A 16268-nucleotide genomic window follows, 5' to 3' on the forward strand; every position below is an offset into this window, starting at 1 on the left:
GCACCTCGTCGGAACACAGGGTGGGAACGGAGTGAGGACGGATGGCTCAGCAAGCGCGGGCGGTGGCTACCAGGCAGCAGATCGTCCTGGGCGCGGCAGAGAACTTCGAACGATCGGGCTACGAGGGCGCGAGCCTCGGGGCGATCGTCGAGAGCTCGGGTATCACCAAGGGTGCTCTCTACTTCCACTTCCGGTCGAAGGACGAGCTCGCGCAGGTCGTGATCGAGGAGCAGCATCGCATCTCGATCGCCGCGGTCGAGGCCATCGCGAACCTCGACATTCCCGCGCTGGAACAGATCGTGATGCTCTCGCACGAGATGGCGCGCCAGATGATCGACGAGCCGATCGTGCGGGCCGGAATCCGTCTGACCCTCGAACTCAGTGCCACCGACGGGCCCACCGGTCCGTACCTGGACTGGATTGCCGCCTGCGAGAAGCTCACCGAGCAGGCGATCGCCCAGGGCGACATCCTCGACACGATCGACGCGGCCATGCTGGCCCGGTTCGTGATCTCCGCCTACAACGGTGTCCAGCTCGTGTCCAACGTGCTCACCCACCGGCAGGATCTCGAGCAGCGCCTCGACGAGATGTGGATCCTGCTGCTGCCCGCCGTGATGCCCGCCGACCGCCACGGTGAGATGCCGCGGATCCGCGCGGCCCGCTGGACGCCGCCGTCCGGCGACTGAACGAACGTCGCCGGCGGTCAGCATCGCGACCGGTCCGGCGCGAGCCGCACGACGCCGCTCGCCAGGACCTCGCCCCACTGCTCGACGGTGGTGCGCACGATCCACGGATCGTGCGCATCGATTCGCGCCACCACGTTCGCGGGCTCGTCCAGTTCCACGAACCGGTGATAGGTGGCCTCGATGAGCGCGATATCCGCGTCCGGACACCCGCACGCGGCGCGGGCGCTCTGGCGGAACGCTTCGAGGAGGAGCATTCCGGGCACGTGGTCGCTGGGATGGTCGAACAGGACGGGGTGCCGATCGTCGACCCGCAGACGCCAGCGGTTCTCGGCGTACTGCGGTCCGAGGACGACGTCCACGGGCCGGGACTGGCCGACGACGACGGGGGAAATCGGCGGGGGGCAGACGGGATCCCCGATCCGGCGGGGGCCGGCGCCGTTCCAGCGCAGCCGCTGGTAGGCGTCCGGGGTGAGGACGTTGGCCACCCCCTCTCCCGTGCCCACCCGCTGTCCGTCGATGGCGAACACCACCGTGAGGTCGAACTGGGAGAGCAACCCGCCGCGATAGACCGGGTCGTCGAGGGAGGCGTCGAGCACGACCTCTGCGGCTCCGGCCCCGATGGCCAGCGCGTCCACCGCCGCGTCCACCCGCAGGGTCTGCATGACGAACGGATGGCCGAGCGGCACACGATACTGCGTATGCCCCAAGTAGATCGCCGTCTGGCGCAGAGTCTCGGCGATCAGCATGGCGTCGTAGCGGCCGGTTTCGGTCCGGTAGAAACCGTGCAGCCGTGGCCATTGGGCACCCAGAAGGAATCGGTGGGCGACGCCGACGGACGTGCAGTCCGTCAGGAACACCTCCGACACCGATTGCCGATGGACGTACCGCCTGGGCACCGTCGACTCGAAACCGAGGACGGGACTGTTCCGGGGCACTGCGTCCGCATCCACGGTCATTGTCGCTTCTTTCATTGCAAACCGGCCGGACTGCTTTTATCGAGGGACTATAGACGACCGGGACGAATCGGGAGACGCTCGCGTCCGGTAGCCGGCACCCTCGTGGGGAACGGTTTCCGTCCCCCGTCGATCGCTCGGATGAATTCTTCGAACTCCACAAACCGATCGACCGGTTTATGCTAACGTGTAGTGCAGTCGGGAAACAAAAAGGGTCGGCCGTGGAGCACGCGGAGGGGTGTTTCCGATCGACCCGAGATCACGGCACCTCCGCGTCGCCGGGACTATACGAGGGGTAGTCCCAGCGGCGCGGAGGCGTGTCTGCCCCCCGCATCGAGCCTGTACCCGCCCGGCCGGAACCCGGTGCTCCAGTTGCCCCGGGTGCTCTAATTACTCGGAATCCGGCTCCGCGCTTCGGCGAGCTGATCCTCGAGGCAGACGATGCGGCACGCCGCGTCCACCGCCGTGCCGCTGTCGACCAGTTCCCGCACCCGCGCGACGATGCGGAGCTGGTTGCGGGAGTAGCGGCGGTGGCCTCCCTCGGAACGGTGCGGAACCACGAGGCCGGGGGCATCGAGACTACGGAGGAAGGCGGGGGTGACGCCGAGTGCCGCAGCGGCGCGGCCCATGCTGAAGGCAGGGTAGTCGTCGTTGTCGAGTTCGTTGGTGACCGCGGGAGTGCGGTCGTCGGTCGGATCCACGTGCCCTTCGTTGCTACGAGAGGGAACCCCGGCACGTGCAGCGCCGGGGTTCGTGACGGTTATGACAATGCCGGCCTCGACCGGCACGAGGAAATGACATACACGAGTTCGCAATCCCGATGGATACGCATCACCAGCCTCTCGCTCTGTTCTCCGGTGGCGACGTGGTCGGCCTCCCAGAGTCCGCCCCGTCGCGCCGTCGGGGTGGAGCCGCAGAACCGAGTGCGGCTCCACCCCTCTGCAACTTCAACTTCGCCGGCAACCCGTCGGTTGCCCCTCTTCCGGATCCTTCGCGTTGACGCCCTCGATATTATCGGCCGCGCTATCGAAAGTCTACTGTTGCGACTGCAGTTTCTTTCGGCTGCCGCAAGGCCGCCCTTCGATCCTGTCGGACCGGTGCGGCACCATGAGCGCACCGCCGCCGGAAGGAACGCTCATGCCCGAGATCCTCGACCTGGCACCGGCCGCCCACGAGATGGCACGGCTCGTCGGCGCGCTCACAGACGAGCAACTGGCCCGTCCCACCCCGTGCGCGGGCACGACCGTCGGGGACCTCGTGGATCACGTGGGCGGGCTGTCCCTGGCGTTCACCGCCGCCGCGGGTAGAGCTGTCGGGGATCACAGACCGTCGGCGGATGCCTCCCGGCTCGGTGACGACTGGCGCGTCAGGATCCCCGGCCAGGTCCTCGCCCTCGCCGAGGCGTGGCACGACCCCGGCGCATGGACCGGAACCACCCGGGCCGGCGGCGTCGACCTGCCCGGATACGTCGCGGGAGTCGTGGCGCTCGACGAACTCGTGATCCACGGCTGGGACATCGCGACCGCCTGCGGCCGGAAGTTCTCCTGCGATCCCGCCGCGCTGGCCGCGTGCCTGACGTTCGTCGCCGCGACCACCGACGAGGAACGCGCAGCCGGCGGGCTCTTCGGGCCGGCCGTCGCGGTTCCCGACGACGCCCCGGATCTCGACCGCCTGATCGGGCTCAGCGGACGCGACCCGTCGTGGCGTCCGCCCCACGACCGCCGGGAGCCGACCCCGCGCGACGGTCCGGACTAGGCTCGGCGGGCGCCCCGACCACAGTCCGCCCGCCCAGAAAGGCACGCATTCCTTGCCCGACCACCCCACTCCCCGCCCGGAACTACTGGCCGACTGCGCCGACTGCTTCGGATTGTGTTGCGTGGCTCTGCCGTTCGCCGCGTCGTCGGACTTCGCGATCGACAAGGACGCGGGCCGGCCCTGCCCGAACCTGCAGGACGACTTCCGCTGCGGCATCCATCGGGACCTGCGGAGCCGGGGCTTCACCGGGTGCACCGTCTACGACTGCTTCGGTGCGGGCCAGAAGGTTTCACAGCTCACCTTCGGCGGGGAGGACTGGCGGCGCTCGCCGCAGCTCGCCCGGCAGATGTTCGACGTCTTCCCCGTCGTGCGCCAACTGCACGAGCTGCTGTGGTATCTCGACGAGGCGGCCGCCCTGCCCACCTCCGGGCCGATCCGCACGGACCTGCGCGCTGCGCGGGCCGCGACCGACCGGCTGAGCAACGGCGACGCCGGCGCGCTCGCCCGCCTCGACGTCGCGGCACACCGGCAGCAGATCAACACCCTGTTGTTGCATGCGAGCGAACTCGCCCGGGCCACCGTGCCCGGTCGCAGGAAGGACCGTCGCGGTGCGGACCTGGTCGGCGCGAAACTCCGCCGGGCGAACCTGCGGGGCGCCAGCCTGCGGGGCGCCCTCCTCGTCGCCGCGGATCTGCGCGAGGCCGACCTGCGCCGCGCCGACCTCATCGGCGCCGACCTGCGCGATGCGGATCTGCGCGGCGCCGATCTCACCGGCAGCCTGTTCCTCGTCCAGTCCCAGCTCGACTCCGCGCGGGGCGACGGCCGCACCCGGCTGCCCGCCACAGTGACCACGCCGAAGCACTGGTAGCGCAACGGGCGAATCGGGCCCGTTGCCCGCGAAAGCCCTCGATCCGGCCGCGATCGGGTGTGCAATAGGTCCCATGAACATCCCCGACCTCCTTCCCACAGACCGCCGCCGGATGGCTCGTGCTGCCGTGGATTCGCTGGGTACCCAGCGCAGTGACCACGCCCTCGTCCGCGTGAAGTGCCCCGCCAGCCACAACGTCGCCACCGTCTACCGCACGCCGGAGGGGCCGGTGCTCGTCGCCGGCGGTGGGCCGACGGCACACGGCAATCGCGACCGCTCCGAGACCGCACATCACGGCGGCTCCCTCGGCTCCGAGTTCGTCGACACTCTCGAGACGACGCAGTTCGAGGACGACGACGTGCCCGCGCGCTGCGCGTGCGGCCCGCACACCCTGTCGCGCCAGGACCTGCAGGACGCGGTCCGCTCGCACACCCGCACGGTCACCCTGGCCTGAGCCGAACCCGATGAGCACCGCCGACAGCGCGCGAGACGTCGAGCTCGAGCTCCGCGACGTGGCCCTGGCCGGCACCCTGACCGTCCCCGCCGGTTCGGACGGCCTGGTGATCTTCGTGCACGGCAGCGGCAGCAGCCGGTTCAGCCCGCGCAACCGGTACGTCGCCGGGGAACTGAACGCCGCCGGTCTGGGCACGCTGCTGTTCGACCTGCTGACGGCCGGGGAGGAGGGCGACCGCACTCTCGTCTTCGACATCGAGCTGCTCGCGGGCCGGCTCGGCGAGGTGACCGACCTCGTCCGCACGGAGGCCGCGTGGATCGGTTACTTCGGGGCCAGCACGGGCGCTGCCGCGGCGCTGTGGGCCGCTGCGGACCCGGACCGGGAGATCGCCGCCGTCGTCTCCCGCGGCGGACGGCCGGATCTCGCGATGCCTGGGCTCGGCCGGGTCCGTGCCCCCACGCTCATGCTCGTCGGCGGCCTGGACCGCACGGTGATCGAACTGAACCGGCAGGCTGCCGCGGCCCTGCGGTGCGAACACGACCTGCGGATCGTGCGCGGGGCGACGCACCTGTTCGAGGAACCCGGCACGCTCGAGGTCGTGGCGCAGCAGGCGCGGGACTGGTTCCTCGACCACCACCCTCCGGCCTGACCGGCGCGCAACATACATGGTGTCGGAAACCTGTGCAGCTGCGACGAATTCGGACATCGAGGACGGAACACCCGCGGACGCGGCGTCGCCCCACCGGGCTGTGCTGGGCAAACACGGGTACGGTGGACACGACGGCACAGTCCTCGTACTGTGACGGAGGACACAAGACCGGGTAGCTGCCGAACCGGCGGGGTACCCGCACTACAACGAGTTGACACACGCCCAGTGGCGACACCTCAGAGGCGGACAATTGACGATCGAAGCACACCGTGACATCCCCGCGGTACGACGCCTGACGGCACTCGACACCGCGCAGACCCTTCTCCGCTCCGCACGGGGCCGCTCCTACAGCGAAGACCAGGCGTTCGACGAACTGCTCGACGCCTCGATGCGCTTCCACGTCGACATCGTCGACCTGTGCGAAGCCCTCACCGACCTGACCACCACCTCCGACACCGTCCCGGCACACCGGCGCGCCCACACCGTCGCGACCGACCTGTGGGGTGCGCTGATCGACCGGAGTGCCACCACCGTCGAGAACTGATCACCGGACGCGGAAGCTGAGCGTGCGACGGACGAGGTCACCGACCTCGTCCGCCCACGCGAGAATGCCGAGCGTCGAGTCGATGTTCCCCGGTGGCGTCCGCACGAGGGTGTCCCTGCGGATCAACCGCTCGAAGTCCACCGTCACCGGATCGGGGCGCACGCCACCGTTGGCATGGTGGAACCGCACCCCCGCGCGACGCATCACGTTGACCAGTTCCTGCGCGAGGATCCCGTTCGCCACCGTCGTCGGGTGCACACCGTCGAGGGAGAACAGCCCGCCCGCGGCCCGGCCGCCCCGGCCGTCGGCCGTCAGGAACCGCGAATCGGGCACGGGGTCGAGCGCGGCGAGCGCGGGCGGGAGCGGGTAGGGGGTCCACCACGCCGGACGGGCACCGACATCCGTGACGAAGCGCCGGGACGCGAGGCGCTCGAGCAGACCGGCCACGTCCAGCAGATACCAGTCCCGTGCCGGGCCGTGCGCACCGGCGCGGGCGTCGGCGACCGCCTGCTCGATGTGCTCGTTGTAGAGATCGATCGCGACGTCCACCGCGTACGCGCCGGCACCCGTGATGTGCTCGTCCTGGGCCGGGTCGAACCGGGACTCCTCGATCCACGGCCGGGTGTAGTAGGGGAAGTAGGGCGAACCCGGTTCCATCTTGTGGCCGAGCCCCTTGGCGATCGGGGCGATGGTGACGTGGGGAATCGTGCACCACACGACGTGCCGCGCCCGGATCGCCGCCACCCGATCGACCACCTCCGCGAACTCGGCCGCGAAATGCTCGGGCCGCCAGATGGTGTAGGCGTCCTTCGCGGTGAGGTCGCGGAAGTCCGGGCCGCTCCAGGAGATACGCAGGTCCGTGACCGTTCCGAGCGCGTTGTTGGAGCCGAGGAACACGACCAGCGTCTCGATCCCGGCTTCCGTCGTGTCGTCGTGGTCGTCGCCCAGGGCCGCGGCCGCGTCGAACACCGTCATCGACTTCGCCTCGTCGCTCCAGCGCGGATACACCCGCAACGCGGCCCGCTCGCCGTTGTTCTGCACGATCTGGTCGAGCAGGTCGTCCTTCGGCGTGGCGATCGCCGCCTCGCACGTCGCGGCGGTCTTGCTCAGGGCGTCGCGCAGGTCCCAGCCGAAGCAGGACAGGTTGTGCCGATACGTCGCGGGCAGCGGCGCGTCCCGACCGGGCCCGCGCTCCCAGTAGTCCTCCACCTCGTCCATCAGCGCACGCACGGCGAACAGTGCGAGGGGCGTCTCCCACACGTTCACCGAGGACCCGAAGCGTCGCTCCAGGTCGCGCAGAAGCAGTTCGATGTTGAGCGGCAACCCGCCCGGACCGGCGTAGCGGGGGTAGCGGAACCGGCGCAGCCAGCCGAGTTCGTAGGCGACGATCGCGGGCACCGAGACGTCGGTGTGGAAGACGGCGCCGCTCTGGAACCCCTGCAGCACCGAATCCCCGATCGCGACGAGCCGGTGCGGTGGGACACCACGGGCGTCGACCTGCACGTCCCGTCCGAGCGCGGGATCCGACACCGGCACCCGGGGGGCGGACGCCGCGCGCACCCGCACGTCCTCGGGCGTGCCGTCCGGGAGATCCATCGGAGTCACCGGCATGTCGTCCTCCCCGGGCCGCAGCTGCGCCTGCTCCGAGCGTGAGCCGCGCGGGGTGGGTTGTCAACGGCACGGCCGGCGGCCAATCCTGTAGGGCATGGCCACCGACGAGGACTTCGCGCACACCGACGAGGCGGCCCGCAACCGTCGGGAGAAGGCGATCGTCCTCGCCCGGTTCGCCTGGGATCGCGGGATCACCGCGGAGGAGTTGCTGGCCCTGAGCGAGGACGTGCGCCGGAAGCTGGCACGGGCGGCGGGGGCGCATCCGCCGCGCACGATGGAGACGTGGACGCTGGTCGCGCGGCTGCTCGACGAGAAGTCGGCATGGGCCGCGCAGCATCCCGACCATCCCGCGGCCTCCCCCACCGCCACGGATGAGAAGATCATGTGGGTGAAGAAGCCACCCCGCCGGTGGCTGTGATCGGCACGCGGGATCCGCACCCGCCGTGCGCACCCGCTCGCGGTGGCGACCGAATGTGACATGCGTTCGATGTGATCGAACGGGTGTGACATTCGGTCGCCACGGCAGCAGCTCAGCGGTCGGCGTCGTCCCAGATCCGCAGGACGGTCGAGAGGATGTCCTCGGACACGCCGAGACCGCCGAGGTGGCTCTCTCCCGGCAGGTGGTGGAACTGGGCGTCGGGGAGCCGGCCCACCACGTGGAGGCCGTGTTCCATGGGGACGATGTGGTCGGTGTCGCCGTGCCACCACCGGACCGGCACCTTGACGTCCTCGAGGCGGAAGCCCCAGTCCCGGGTGAACACCACGACGTCGGCGAAGGGGGCGGCCATCTGCTTGCGGCTGCCGTTGAGCAGATCGTCGAGGAACATCGCCTTGAACTCGGGGCGGGCCAGCAACTGCCGGTCGGCCTCGGGCGAGAGCCGGCCGTACAGGTCGATGATCGGCGACGCGAACGGGCGCACGACCCGGATGATCGAGGTCACGCCCATGCCGATGGGGACGCCCGCGACGGCGAGCAGCGGCGCGACCATTGTGCCGAGCCGCATCAGGCCGCTGCTGATCGCGTCGGGGCCGACGACGGGTGCGACACCCCCGAGTACCCCGGCGGCCATGACCCGCTCGGGCATCGCGTGCGCCGCGGCGAGGGTGTAGGGCCCGCCGCCGGAGAGCCCGACGACCGCCATCCGGTCCACCCCCAGGGTGTCCGCGACGATCCGCAGGTCGTCCGCGAAGGCGAGGACGTTCTCGTAGCGGTGCGGGCTCGACGAGCCGATGCCGGGGCGGTCGAGGCCGATGAGCCGGACGTGCTCACGCTCGGCGTAGCGGCGTGCCTCGACGGGGATCTGCCGGCGCGCCCCGGGGGTGCCGTGCAGCCAGAACACGGCTCGGCCCTGGGCCGATCCGAACTCGGCGAACCCGATCCGGCGGCTGCCCCCGACCGCGACGGTGCCTTCCAGCTTGGGACGTTCGACGTCGATCATGAGCGCCAGCATGCCACGTGACGGCGGCCACACGAGGCAGGTGTCCGTGACGGCGCGTGCCGGACATCTTCCCGGCCGCTCAGCGCAGCGCGTCGATCAGTTCGCCGACGGTGTGCGCGGATTCGAGCGGATGCCGCAGCCGCCCCTCCGGATTCAGCGAGTAGGTGTTGCGGCGGCCCACCCGGGTGCGGGTGAGGTACCCGCCGTCGACCAGATCCGCGAGGATCGTCTGCACGGAGCGCTCGGTGATCCCGATCCGTTGCGCGAGTTCGCGGACGGTGGGTTGTCCGCCCCGCGCGACACACAGCAGCACGTGCGCGTGGTTGGTCAGGAACGTCCAGCCCCGGGCACGGTCCTCGCCGACGGCGGGTGACGAGCGGGCGGAGGAGGTCACCTGCACACCATAGGGCACCACGGTTTCCGGTATTGCTCTTCACTTCCGTGTCCTGCCCCCTTGACAATTAACCGGAAATACTCTTCACTAATCTAAGTTCGCGAAAGGGAGTATCCCTCCGCGCTTCGTCGTCAACTCGGGAGCCGTCCGCCGGCTCTCCGGCGGAGCGGGCTCACCGGAGCCGGGAAAGACTTTCGGCCGTTCGAGGCTGAAAGGTGGTCCTGATGACCGTTCCGTTGTGGTTGTGGGCGGCGGTGCTCGCCGCGATCGTGGCGATGCTGGCCGTGGATCTGTTCGCGCACCGGCGTGCTCACGTGATCGGTGTGCGCGAGGCCGCAGGCTGGTCGGTGTTCTGGGTCGGTACCGGCGTCGGATTCGGCGCGCTGATCTGGTGGCAGTACGGCTCGGAGTTCGGCCAGCAGTACTTCTCCGGCTACCTGATCGAGAAGTCGCTCGCCGTCGACAACGTCTTCGTCTGGGCGATCATCCTGACGTACTTCGCCGTGCCGCGCGAGTACCAGCACCGGGTCCTGTTCCTCGGCGTGCTCGGCGCCCTGGTGTTCCGGGGTCTGTTCATCGCGGCGGGATCGGTGCTGATCGCGAGCTTCGGCTGGATCCTCTACCTGTTCGCGGCGTTCCTGCTCTACACCGGCTACCGGATGATCCGGCAGCGCGACGAGCACCTCGATCCCGAGAAGTCCCGGGCGCTACGGCTGTTCCGCCGCCACGTGCCGATGACCGACGCCTACCACGGACAGAAGTTGCTCGTCCGTCGCGGGGGTGCGCTGCTGGCCACCCCACTGCTTGCGGTACTCGTCCTCATCGAGATCACCGACATCGTCTTCGCGGTCGACTCGATCCCCGCGATCTTCGCCGTCACGGACGAACCGTTCCTCGTCTTCACCGCCAACGCATTCGCGGTGCTCGGACTGCGGGCGATGTACTTCCTGCTCGCAGACCTGATCCACCGCTTCGTGTACCTGAAGATCGGGCTGGCTCTGGTGCTGGTGTGGGTGGGCATCAAGATGCTGCTCAAGATCGACGTGTTCTACATTCCGACGCCGATCTCGCTGGCCGTCGTCGCCACGATCCTGACCGTATCGATCGTCGCCAGCCTGCGCGCCACCCGCGGCCAGGGCCGTCGCGGCCTCGAAGCGCCCACGACGCCGCCGTTCCGGGTGGCCACGGCCGAGGAGACCGCGGCGCTCGAGCCCGTGTGGCGGCTGCCGGGTGCCCGGCGGCGCGCGGAGCGGACCGAGCGCGACGACAGCCTCAGCGGTGAGCGGTGAACACGTACTGGCGGGTCGCGGACTCGACGATCTGATCGGGGGTCACGTCGATCTCCCCGCCGAGCCAGGCGGTCGTGAGCTCGGCGAGACCCCCGACGAACAGGAGCGCGGCGATCTGATCGTGGGGCGGCTGCAGGGCGCGGTCGCCCCACAGTTCGCGGGATTCCACGGCGACGAGGCCGGCGAACTGGCGCAGCAGTTCCCGGCGGCGGACGCGCACGGGCTCGGACCCGGTGGACTCGACGACGGCGACCCGGCCCTTGCGGGGATCGTCGGTCAGGACCGCGACGAACGCGGCGATGGCGGCGCGGGCCCGCTCCTCCGGTCCGCGCTCGGATTCGGCGAGTGCGGCCAGCGCGCGCTCCCGGATCTCGTCGGCGATCCGCTCGACGACGCACACGAGCAGCTCGTCCCGGCCGGAGAAACTCTCGTAGAAGTACCGTTCGGTGAGCCCGGCCTCCTGGCAGATCGCGGTCATGGTGGCACGGTCGCCACCGTCGCGGCCGAACACCGTCAGACCGGCCTCGAGCAACTGCTCGCGGCGGTCGGCGGTGCGCTGCTCGGCGCTCTTTCCGCGGTACTGACGACTGGGCCGGTCCATAGTCGAATCTTGACAGATCACGGCCTGTGATCCACGCTACAGTCAATTGACAGAGCTTCATGTCAGATACGGTCCGACGAATCGGAGACCCCATGACGAAAGTGCTCGCACCCTCCCCGCCCGGTCTGACCGCCGTTCCCGGGGACGCCGGCCTGCCGTACGTCGGGTACGCCCTCGACTACATGCGCAACCCGCTGAGGGCCTACGACCGGCGCTACCGCGAACACGGGCCGGTGTCCTGGTTCCGGTTCGCGGGCCGGCCCTGGGTGGTGCTGCTCGGCCCCGACGCCTGCGGCGCCGCGCTGCAGAACCGCGACCGGGCACTCGCGAACGGTCCGGGCTGGCGCACCCTCATCGGCCCGTTCTTCGATCGCGGCCTGATGCTGCTCGACGGCGACGAGCACCGCACGCACCGCCGGATCATGCAACAGGCCTTTACCCGGGACCGCCTCGCCCGGTACACGGACTCGATGCAGCCCGCGATCGCCCGGGCCCTCGACTCGTGGACGCCGAGCGAGGACTTCCGCGCCTACCCGGCGCTCAAGGAACTCACGCTCGGGCTCGCCACCTCGATCTTCATGGGCGGCGCCGAGGGCTCGTCGGCCACGGAGATGGCCGAGGTGAACAAGGCCTTCATCGGGTGCGTGCAGGCGGCCACCGCGATCGTGCGCTACCCCCTGCCCGGAACCCGCTGGCGCCGTGGCGTGGTGGGCCGTCGCCGGCTCGAGGAGTTCTTCCGGCGCTACCTGCCGGCGCGTCGCGCCGGCGACGGCGACGACCTGTTCACCGCACTGTGTCACGTGGAATCGGAGGACGGCGAACGGTTCTCGGACGAGGACGTCGTCAACCACATGATCTTCCTGATGATGGCCGCGCACGACACCTCGACGATCACGCTGTCCACCGTGCTGCAATACCTCGGTCAGTTCCCCCAGTGGCAGCAACTGTGCCGGGAGGAGTCGCAGGCGCTCGGCACGACGACCCCGACCCTGACGGACCTCGAATCGCTCACCAGCCTGGACCTGGTGATCAAGGAATGCCAGCGGCTCGTGACGCCGGTGCCCGGCATCGTCCGGTACACCACCGCCGACACCGACATCCTCGGCCACTTCGTGCCGCGCGGCACCCTGATCAACGTCGGGCTGCACTACAGCCACCACATGGCCGAGTTGTGGCCGGAGCCGGAGAAGTTCGATCCCGGCCGCTTCTCCCCGGAACGCCGCGAGGACCGAGTGCACAAGTTCGCGTGGACGCCGTTCGGCGCCGGAGAGCACCGTTGCCTGGGCATGTACTTCTCCGGCGCCGAGATCAAGACGGTGCTGCACCACCTGCTGCTCGGGTACAGCTGGCATGTGCCGTCCGATTACGTTGCCCCACTGAACTTCACGTCGCTGCCGTACCCGTCCGACGGGCAGCCGATCACGCTGCGCCGCCTGCGGTGACGCAGACTGCGGGGGTCAGACGCGGCCCTTGACCATTCCGTGCCAGTACATCGCCGGCAGGCCGTAGCGCTTGAGCAGCCACATGTCGCGGCGATCCTTGGTGGTGTCGATGACCGGAATGCTCGGGGACGGCTCGAGCTCGTAGTCGAACTCCGCGAGCATCATCTTGTCCCGGGCGGTGACGAACGGGCAGGACGAGTACCCGTCGTAGCTCTTGCGCTTGCCGACCCCGCGCATCTCGGCGACCAGGTTGGCGACGAGGACGGGCGCCTGCTTGCGGACGGCGGCGCCGGTCTTCGACGTCGGCAGGTCCGCGACGTCGCCGAGCGCGAACACGTTGGGGTACCGGCGGTGCTGAAGCGTGTGCTTGTCGACCTCGACGTACCCGAAGGGGCTCGCCGGGTTGGCGAGCGGGCTCGCCGCGACCCAGCCGGGCGCGCGCTGCGGAGGCACGGCGTGGAGCATGTCGAACCCGACGATCTCCTCGTCTCCGGTGGCGTTGTTCACGATCGTCGCCTTGCGCGACGCCCCGTCGAGCGCGGTCATCTCCGAGCTCAGGCGCACCTCGATGCCGTACCGCGCGGCGACCCCCTCGAGGGTCCGCCGCCAGGACGGGATGCCGAACATCGAGTCACCGGGCAGGACGAGGATGACGCGGATCCCGTCCAGCAGGCCCTGCCGCCGCCAGTAGTCGGAGGCGATGTAGGCGATCTTCTGCGGCGCGCCGGCGCACTTGATCGGTCCCGCCGGCTGCGTGAAGATCGCCGTGCCGGAGCGCATGTTGCGGATCAGCTCCCACGTGTAGGGGGCGTACCGCGGGGAGTAGTTGCTCGAGACGGCACCGTGCCCGACGGCGTCGGCGAGGCCCGGCACACCGTCCCAGTCGAGGTGCAGTCCGGTGGCGAGCACCAGATAGTCGTAGCCGACGACGGTCCCGCGGTCGGTCGTGACGGTCTGCGCGTCGGGGTCGACGGCGGTCGCGGCGGCCCGGATCCACCGGACGCCCTTGGGGATCAGCTTCTCCTCGGCTCGGCGGGTCTCGTCCAGCGACGCCTGGCCTCCGCCGACGAGGGTCCACAGGGGCTGGTACCAGTGCTCGTCGGAGGGCTCGATCACCGCGATGTCGGTGACGCCGGCCCGGCGCAGGCGCGCAGCGGTCGCGATTCCGGCCGTGCCACCTCCGACGACGAGTACTCGATGTCGCGCGGCACCGTTGCCTGAATGGAGCGACATGTGAACAGTCCTTTCCGTCCGTGACGCAGGCGCGGACGCGGGCTGGGCCTCCACGCCCCTAGATACCCGGTGGGGTATTCACCGACGACTGTAGGCGCGCGGCGTCGGCTCTTCAAGTACCCCGGCGGGTATTTCCGCCCGCTGAAGGTCCCTGCTTTCCGGGACCTTCGTCCCGGCCGGGCGGACCACGGCCCACCGACCGGGGCCCACCGACCGGGGCCCACCGATTGGGCGCCGCTACTCGGCGGCCGCGCTGACGACGTCGTCCTCGGACAGCAGCACCTCGGCCGCCGCCGGGCCGAGCGGCACGAAACTGTCCCGGCTGGTGACCCGCGAGATCCGGCCCCGGTAGCCCGCGTCCACCAGCGCGGTGACCACCGCCTCCGACACCCCGCCGCTGCGCCGCGTCTCGTCCACCACCAGCACGCGCGGGAAGGACTGTGCGCACGCGAGGAGTTCCGCCAGCGGCAGCGGGGCCAGCCACTGCAGGTCCAGCACCGCGGCCTGCACACCGCGCGCCGACAGCCGACGAGCCGCACGCAGGCTCATCCGGACGCCGTTGCCGAACGTCACGAGCAGCACGTCCTCGCCCGTGCCGTACACCCGCACCGAACCGGGCTGTACCGCAACGGAATCGGGCGGCTCACGCCACAGCCCGTCGCCCTCGTCGTACAGGTCGCGTTCGTGGTACAGCGCGATCGGCTCGAGAAACACGCACACCCGGCCCTCGCTGCGCGCGAGGTGCACGCAACTGCGCAGCAGTGCCCCGGCGACCGACGGGCGGCTCGGCACCGCGAGCACCAGACCGGGGATGTCGCGCAGCACCGCGACGGAGTTGTCGTTGTGGAAGTGCCCACCGAACCCCCGTTGGTAGGCGAGGCCGGCGATGCGCACCACCATCGGGTTGCGGAAGCGGCCGTCGGAGAAGAACATCAGGCTCGCCGCCTCGCCGCGCAACTGGTCCTCGGCGTTGTGCAGGTAGGCCAGGTACTGGATCTCCGGAATCGGCAGCAGGCCCGTCACCGCGAATCCCAGTGCCGTGCCGAGGATCGTCTGCTCGTCGAGGACGGTATCGAAGACGCGCCGCGGCCCGAATCGGCGGAGCAGGCCACGCGTGAGGCCGTACACCCCGCCCTTCTCGGCCACGTCCTCCCCGAACACGAACGATTCCGGGATCTCGTCGAGAATTCCGGCGAGCGCGCCGTTCACGGCCTGGGCGAGCGTGCAGGGCTCCGTCGTCGCGGGCTCCGGCCCGTCCGGAACCCGGCGCCGGCCGTGCATGTGCAGCGGCCGCATCACCTCGGCGGCCGACCCCAGCCGGGGGGCATCCGCGACGGCGTCCACCTCCGCGGCGACGACGGCGCGCACCGCCTCGTATCGTTCGAGCACCTGTGCGGGGGTGAGCGTTCCGTGGTCGACGAGGACACGTGCGGTGGCCAGCAACGGATCCTGGGCGTAGTCGGCGGCGATCTCCTCGCGGCTGCGGTACGCGGTCTCGGCGTCGGAGCCGGCGTGGCCGAGGAACCGTACCGCCCTCAGATGCAGCACGGCCGGTGCGCGTGCGGTCCGGACGGCGACGAGCAGGTCCGCGACGGCCGCGAGCACCCCGACCGGGTCCGCGCCGTCGGCCGCGCGGTAGCTCACCCCCGGGTACGACGAGAGGGCCCGTTCCGTCCAGCCCTCCGGCGTGCGGACACTGATGCCGAGCCCGTTGTCCTCGCACACGAACAGCAGCGGCAGCGGCAGGCCCCGGTACGCGCAGTAGGCAGCCGCATTGAGCGCACCGACCGCGGTGGAATGGTTGGCGGAGGCGTCCCCGAAGCTGCACAGCACCACCGAATCCGCGGGCCACGGGCACTGCAGGCCCAACCGGGACGCGCGGGCGAGGGCGAACGCCGCCCCCACCGCGCGCGGCAGATGGGACGCGATCGTCGAGGTCTGCGGGAGGATGTTCAACTCGGCGTTGCCGAACACCTTGTGCCGGCCGCCGGAGATCGGATCGAGCGTCGAGGCGGCGCACCCGGCGAGCACGTCCCGCACCGGCGTCGTGCCCGGCACCTGGGCCGCCCGCGCGGCGTAGAAGGCACCCGACCGGTAATGCAGCAGCGCCGGATCGGTGACCCGCGACAGCAGCCCCAGCGCGGCGTTCGCCTCGTGGCCGGACGAACCGATGGTGTAGAACCCGGCACCGCGTCGCTGCATCTCGCGGGCCGCGAAGTCGAGGTGACGGGACTGCAGTTGCGCGTCGAAGTACCGCAGCACCGGTTCGTTCGACGCCTGCCCGGCCCCGGCGCTCCAGCCGCGGACGGTGGCGGTGAAGTACTCGTCGAGCGGCTCGGCCGTCATCGCG

General features: G+C 70.3%; 17 protein-coding genes. 9 read left to right on the forward strand and 8 right to left on the reverse strand.

Annotated features, from left to right (window positions below; all coding sequences use genetic code 11):
* Positions 1-41: 41 nt before the first annotated feature.
* Entirely contained in the window at positions 42-686 is a 645-nt protein-coding gene (locus QNA09_RS19630; protein WP_026137557.1) for a ScbR family autoregulator-binding transcription factor, read from the forward strand.
* A 17-nt stretch (positions 687-703) separates the two neighbouring features.
* On the opposite strand, the gene QNA09_RS19635 is transcribed toward QNA09_RS19630, so the two are convergent.
* Both QNA09_RS19635 and QNA09_RS19640 read right to left on the reverse strand, forming a co-directional pair.
* Complete coding sequence (locus tag QNA09_RS19635) at positions 704-1642, reverse strand: ScbA/BarX family gamma-butyrolactone biosynthesis protein (RefSeq protein WP_010593487.1); 939 nt, start codon at positions 1640-1642, stop codon at positions 704-706.
* A gap of 383 nt (positions 1643-2025) precedes the next feature.
* Positions 2026-2340 (reverse strand): helix-turn-helix domain-containing protein, encoded by a 315-nt coding sequence (locus tag QNA09_RS19640; protein WP_010593488.1) that lies wholly within the window; start codon positions 2338-2340, stop codon positions 2026-2028.
* Between the two features lie 436 nt (positions 2341-2776).
* On the opposite strand from QNA09_RS19640, the gene QNA09_RS19645 reads away from it, so the two are divergent.
* The 5 genes from QNA09_RS19645 (at position 2777) to QNA09_RS19665 (ending at position 5909) form a co-directional block, all read left to right on the forward strand.
* Positions 2777-3394: a TIGR03086 family metal-binding protein gene (locus QNA09_RS19645; protein WP_010593489.1), complete on the forward strand. Its 618-nt coding sequence runs from the start codon at positions 2777-2779 to the stop codon at positions 3392-3394.
* A gap of 121 nt (positions 3395-3515) precedes the next feature.
* Positions 3516-4262, forward strand: a complete 747-nt coding sequence (locus QNA09_RS19650) for a pentapeptide repeat-containing protein (RefSeq protein WP_017679817.1) — start codon at positions 3516-3518, stop codon at positions 4260-4262.
* Positions 4263-4335: 73 nt separating this feature from the next.
* Positions 4336-4716 (forward strand): hypothetical protein, encoded by a 381-nt coding sequence (locus QNA09_RS19655; protein WP_003939188.1) that lies wholly within the window; start codon positions 4336-4338, stop codon positions 4714-4716.
* Positions 4717-4726: 10 nt separating this feature from the next.
* Complete coding sequence (locus tag QNA09_RS19660) at positions 4727-5365, forward strand: alpha/beta hydrolase (RefSeq protein ID WP_308072030.1); 639 nt, start codon at positions 4727-4729, stop codon at positions 5363-5365.
* A gap of 250 nt (positions 5366-5615) precedes the next feature.
* Positions 5616-5909 carry an ANTAR domain-containing protein gene (locus QNA09_RS19665; RefSeq protein WP_010593493.1) on the forward strand — a complete coding sequence of 98 codons (294 nt, stop codon included), beginning with the start codon at positions 5616-5618 and terminating at the stop codon, positions 5907-5909.
* On the opposite strand, the gene QNA09_RS19670 is transcribed toward QNA09_RS19665, so the two are convergent.
* Entirely contained in the window at positions 5910-7520 is a 1611-nt protein-coding gene (locus QNA09_RS19670) for a hypothetical protein (protein ID WP_203011127.1), read from the reverse strand. It lies immediately after the preceding gene.
* A 94-nt stretch (positions 7521-7614) separates the two neighbouring features.
* Between QNA09_RS19670 and QNA09_RS19675 the strand changes: the two genes are divergently transcribed.
* Positions 7615-7938: a hypothetical protein gene (locus QNA09_RS19675; protein WP_010593495.1), complete on the forward strand. Its 324-nt coding sequence runs from the start codon at positions 7615-7617 to the stop codon at positions 7936-7938.
* A 112-nt stretch (positions 7939-8050) separates the two neighbouring features.
* Here the strand turns inward: QNA09_RS19675 and QNA09_RS19680 are convergent, their stop codons facing one another.
* A complete protein-coding gene (locus tag QNA09_RS19680; RefSeq protein ID WP_371851044.1) occupies positions 8051-8959 on the reverse strand; it encodes an alpha/beta fold hydrolase in 909 nt (302 codons plus the stop codon).
* Between the two features lie 79 nt (positions 8960-9038).
* On the reverse strand, positions 9039-9359 hold the full coding sequence (locus QNA09_RS19685) for a MarR family transcriptional regulator (protein ID WP_017679815.1): 321 nt from the start codon (positions 9357-9359) through the stop codon (positions 9039-9041).
* Between the two features lie 218 nt (positions 9360-9577).
* Here QNA09_RS19685 and QNA09_RS19690 point away from each other — a divergent pair, with 218 nt between their 5' ends.
* Positions 9578-10642: a TerC family protein gene (locus tag QNA09_RS19690; protein ID WP_026137555.1), complete on the forward strand. Its 1065-nt coding sequence runs from the start codon at positions 9578-9580 to the stop codon at positions 10640-10642.
* Here QNA09_RS19690 and QNA09_RS19695 read toward each other — a convergent pair.
* Positions 10626-11243, reverse strand: a complete 618-nt coding sequence (locus QNA09_RS19695) for a TetR/AcrR family transcriptional regulator (RefSeq protein ID WP_010593499.1) — start codon at positions 11241-11243, stop codon at positions 10626-10628. The genes QNA09_RS19690 and QNA09_RS19695 overlap by 17 nt on opposite strands.
* 92 nt (positions 11244-11335) lie before the next feature.
* On the opposite strand from QNA09_RS19695, the gene QNA09_RS19700 reads away from it, so the two are divergent.
* Positions 11336-12685 (forward strand): cytochrome P450, encoded by a 1350-nt coding sequence (locus QNA09_RS19700; RefSeq protein WP_017679813.1) that lies wholly within the window; start codon positions 11336-11338, stop codon positions 12683-12685.
* 15 nt (positions 12686-12700) lie between these two features.
* Here QNA09_RS19700 and QNA09_RS19705 read toward each other — a convergent pair whose 3' ends face one another.
* Both QNA09_RS19705 and QNA09_RS19710 read right to left on the reverse strand, forming a co-directional pair.
* Entirely contained in the window at positions 12701-13918 is a 1218-nt protein-coding gene (locus QNA09_RS19705; RefSeq protein WP_010593501.1) for an FAD/NAD(P)-binding oxidoreductase, read from the reverse strand.
* 237 nt (positions 13919-14155) lie between these two features.
* On the reverse strand, positions 14156-16264 hold the full coding sequence (locus QNA09_RS19710) for a thiamine pyrophosphate-dependent enzyme (RefSeq protein ID WP_029539959.1): 2109 nt from the start codon (positions 16262-16264) through the stop codon (positions 14156-14158).
* Positions 16265-16268: the final 4 nt, after the last annotated feature.

It is taken from the genome of Rhodococcus sp. AH-ZY2, from assembly GCF_030916465.1.
Classification (GTDB): domain Bacteria; phylum Actinomycetota; class Actinomycetes; order Mycobacteriales; family Mycobacteriaceae; genus Rhodococcus; species Rhodococcus ruber.

Excerpts from the sequence above, each read along its gene's own strand:
- QNA09_RS19630 (WP_026137557.1), top strand. The coding sequence starts at position 42 with ATGGCTCAGCAAGCGCGGGCGGTGGCTACCAGGCAGCAGATCGTCCTG.
- QNA09_RS19635 (WP_010593487.1), bottom strand. The coding sequence starts at position 1,642 with ATGACCGTGGATGCGGACGCAGTGCCCCGGAACAGTCCCGTCCTCGGT.
- QNA09_RS19645 (WP_010593489.1), top strand. The coding sequence starts at position 2,777 with ATGCCCGAGATCCTCGACCTGGCACCGGCCGCCCACGAGATGGCACGG.
- QNA09_RS19655 (WP_003939188.1), top strand. The coding sequence starts at position 4,336 with ATGAACATCCCCGACCTCCTTCCCACAGACCGCCGCCGGATGGCTCGT.
- QNA09_RS19660 (WP_308072030.1), top strand. The coding sequence starts at position 4,727 with ATGAGCACCGCCGACAGCGCGCGAGACGTCGAGCTCGAGCTCCGCGAC.
- QNA09_RS19670 (WP_203011127.1), bottom strand. The coding sequence starts at position 7,520 with ATGCCGGTGACTCCGATGGATCTCCCGGACGGCACGCCCGAGGACGTG.
- QNA09_RS19675 (WP_010593495.1), top strand. The coding sequence starts at position 7,615 with ATGGCCACCGACGAGGACTTCGCGCACACCGACGAGGCGGCCCGCAAC.
- QNA09_RS19680 (WP_371851044.1), bottom strand. The coding sequence starts at position 8,959 with ATGATCGACGTCGAACGTCCCAAGCTGGAAGGCACCGTCGCGGTCGGG.
- QNA09_RS19690 (WP_026137555.1), top strand. The coding sequence starts at position 9,578 with ATGACCGTTCCGTTGTGGTTGTGGGCGGCGGTGCTCGCCGCGATCGTG.
- QNA09_RS19695 (WP_010593499.1), bottom strand. The coding sequence starts at position 11,243 with ATGGACCGGCCCAGTCGTCAGTACCGCGGAAAGAGCGCCGAGCAGCGC.
- QNA09_RS19700 (WP_017679813.1), top strand. The coding sequence starts at position 11,336 with ATGACGAAAGTGCTCGCACCCTCCCCGCCCGGTCTGACCGCCGTTCCC.
- QNA09_RS19705 (WP_010593501.1), bottom strand. The coding sequence starts at position 13,918 with ATGTCGCTCCATTCAGGCAACGGTGCCGCGCGACATCGAGTACTCGTC.
- QNA09_RS19710 (WP_029539959.1), bottom strand. The coding sequence starts at position 16,264 with ATGACGGCCGAGCCGCTCGACGAGTACTTCACCGCCACCGTCCGCGGC.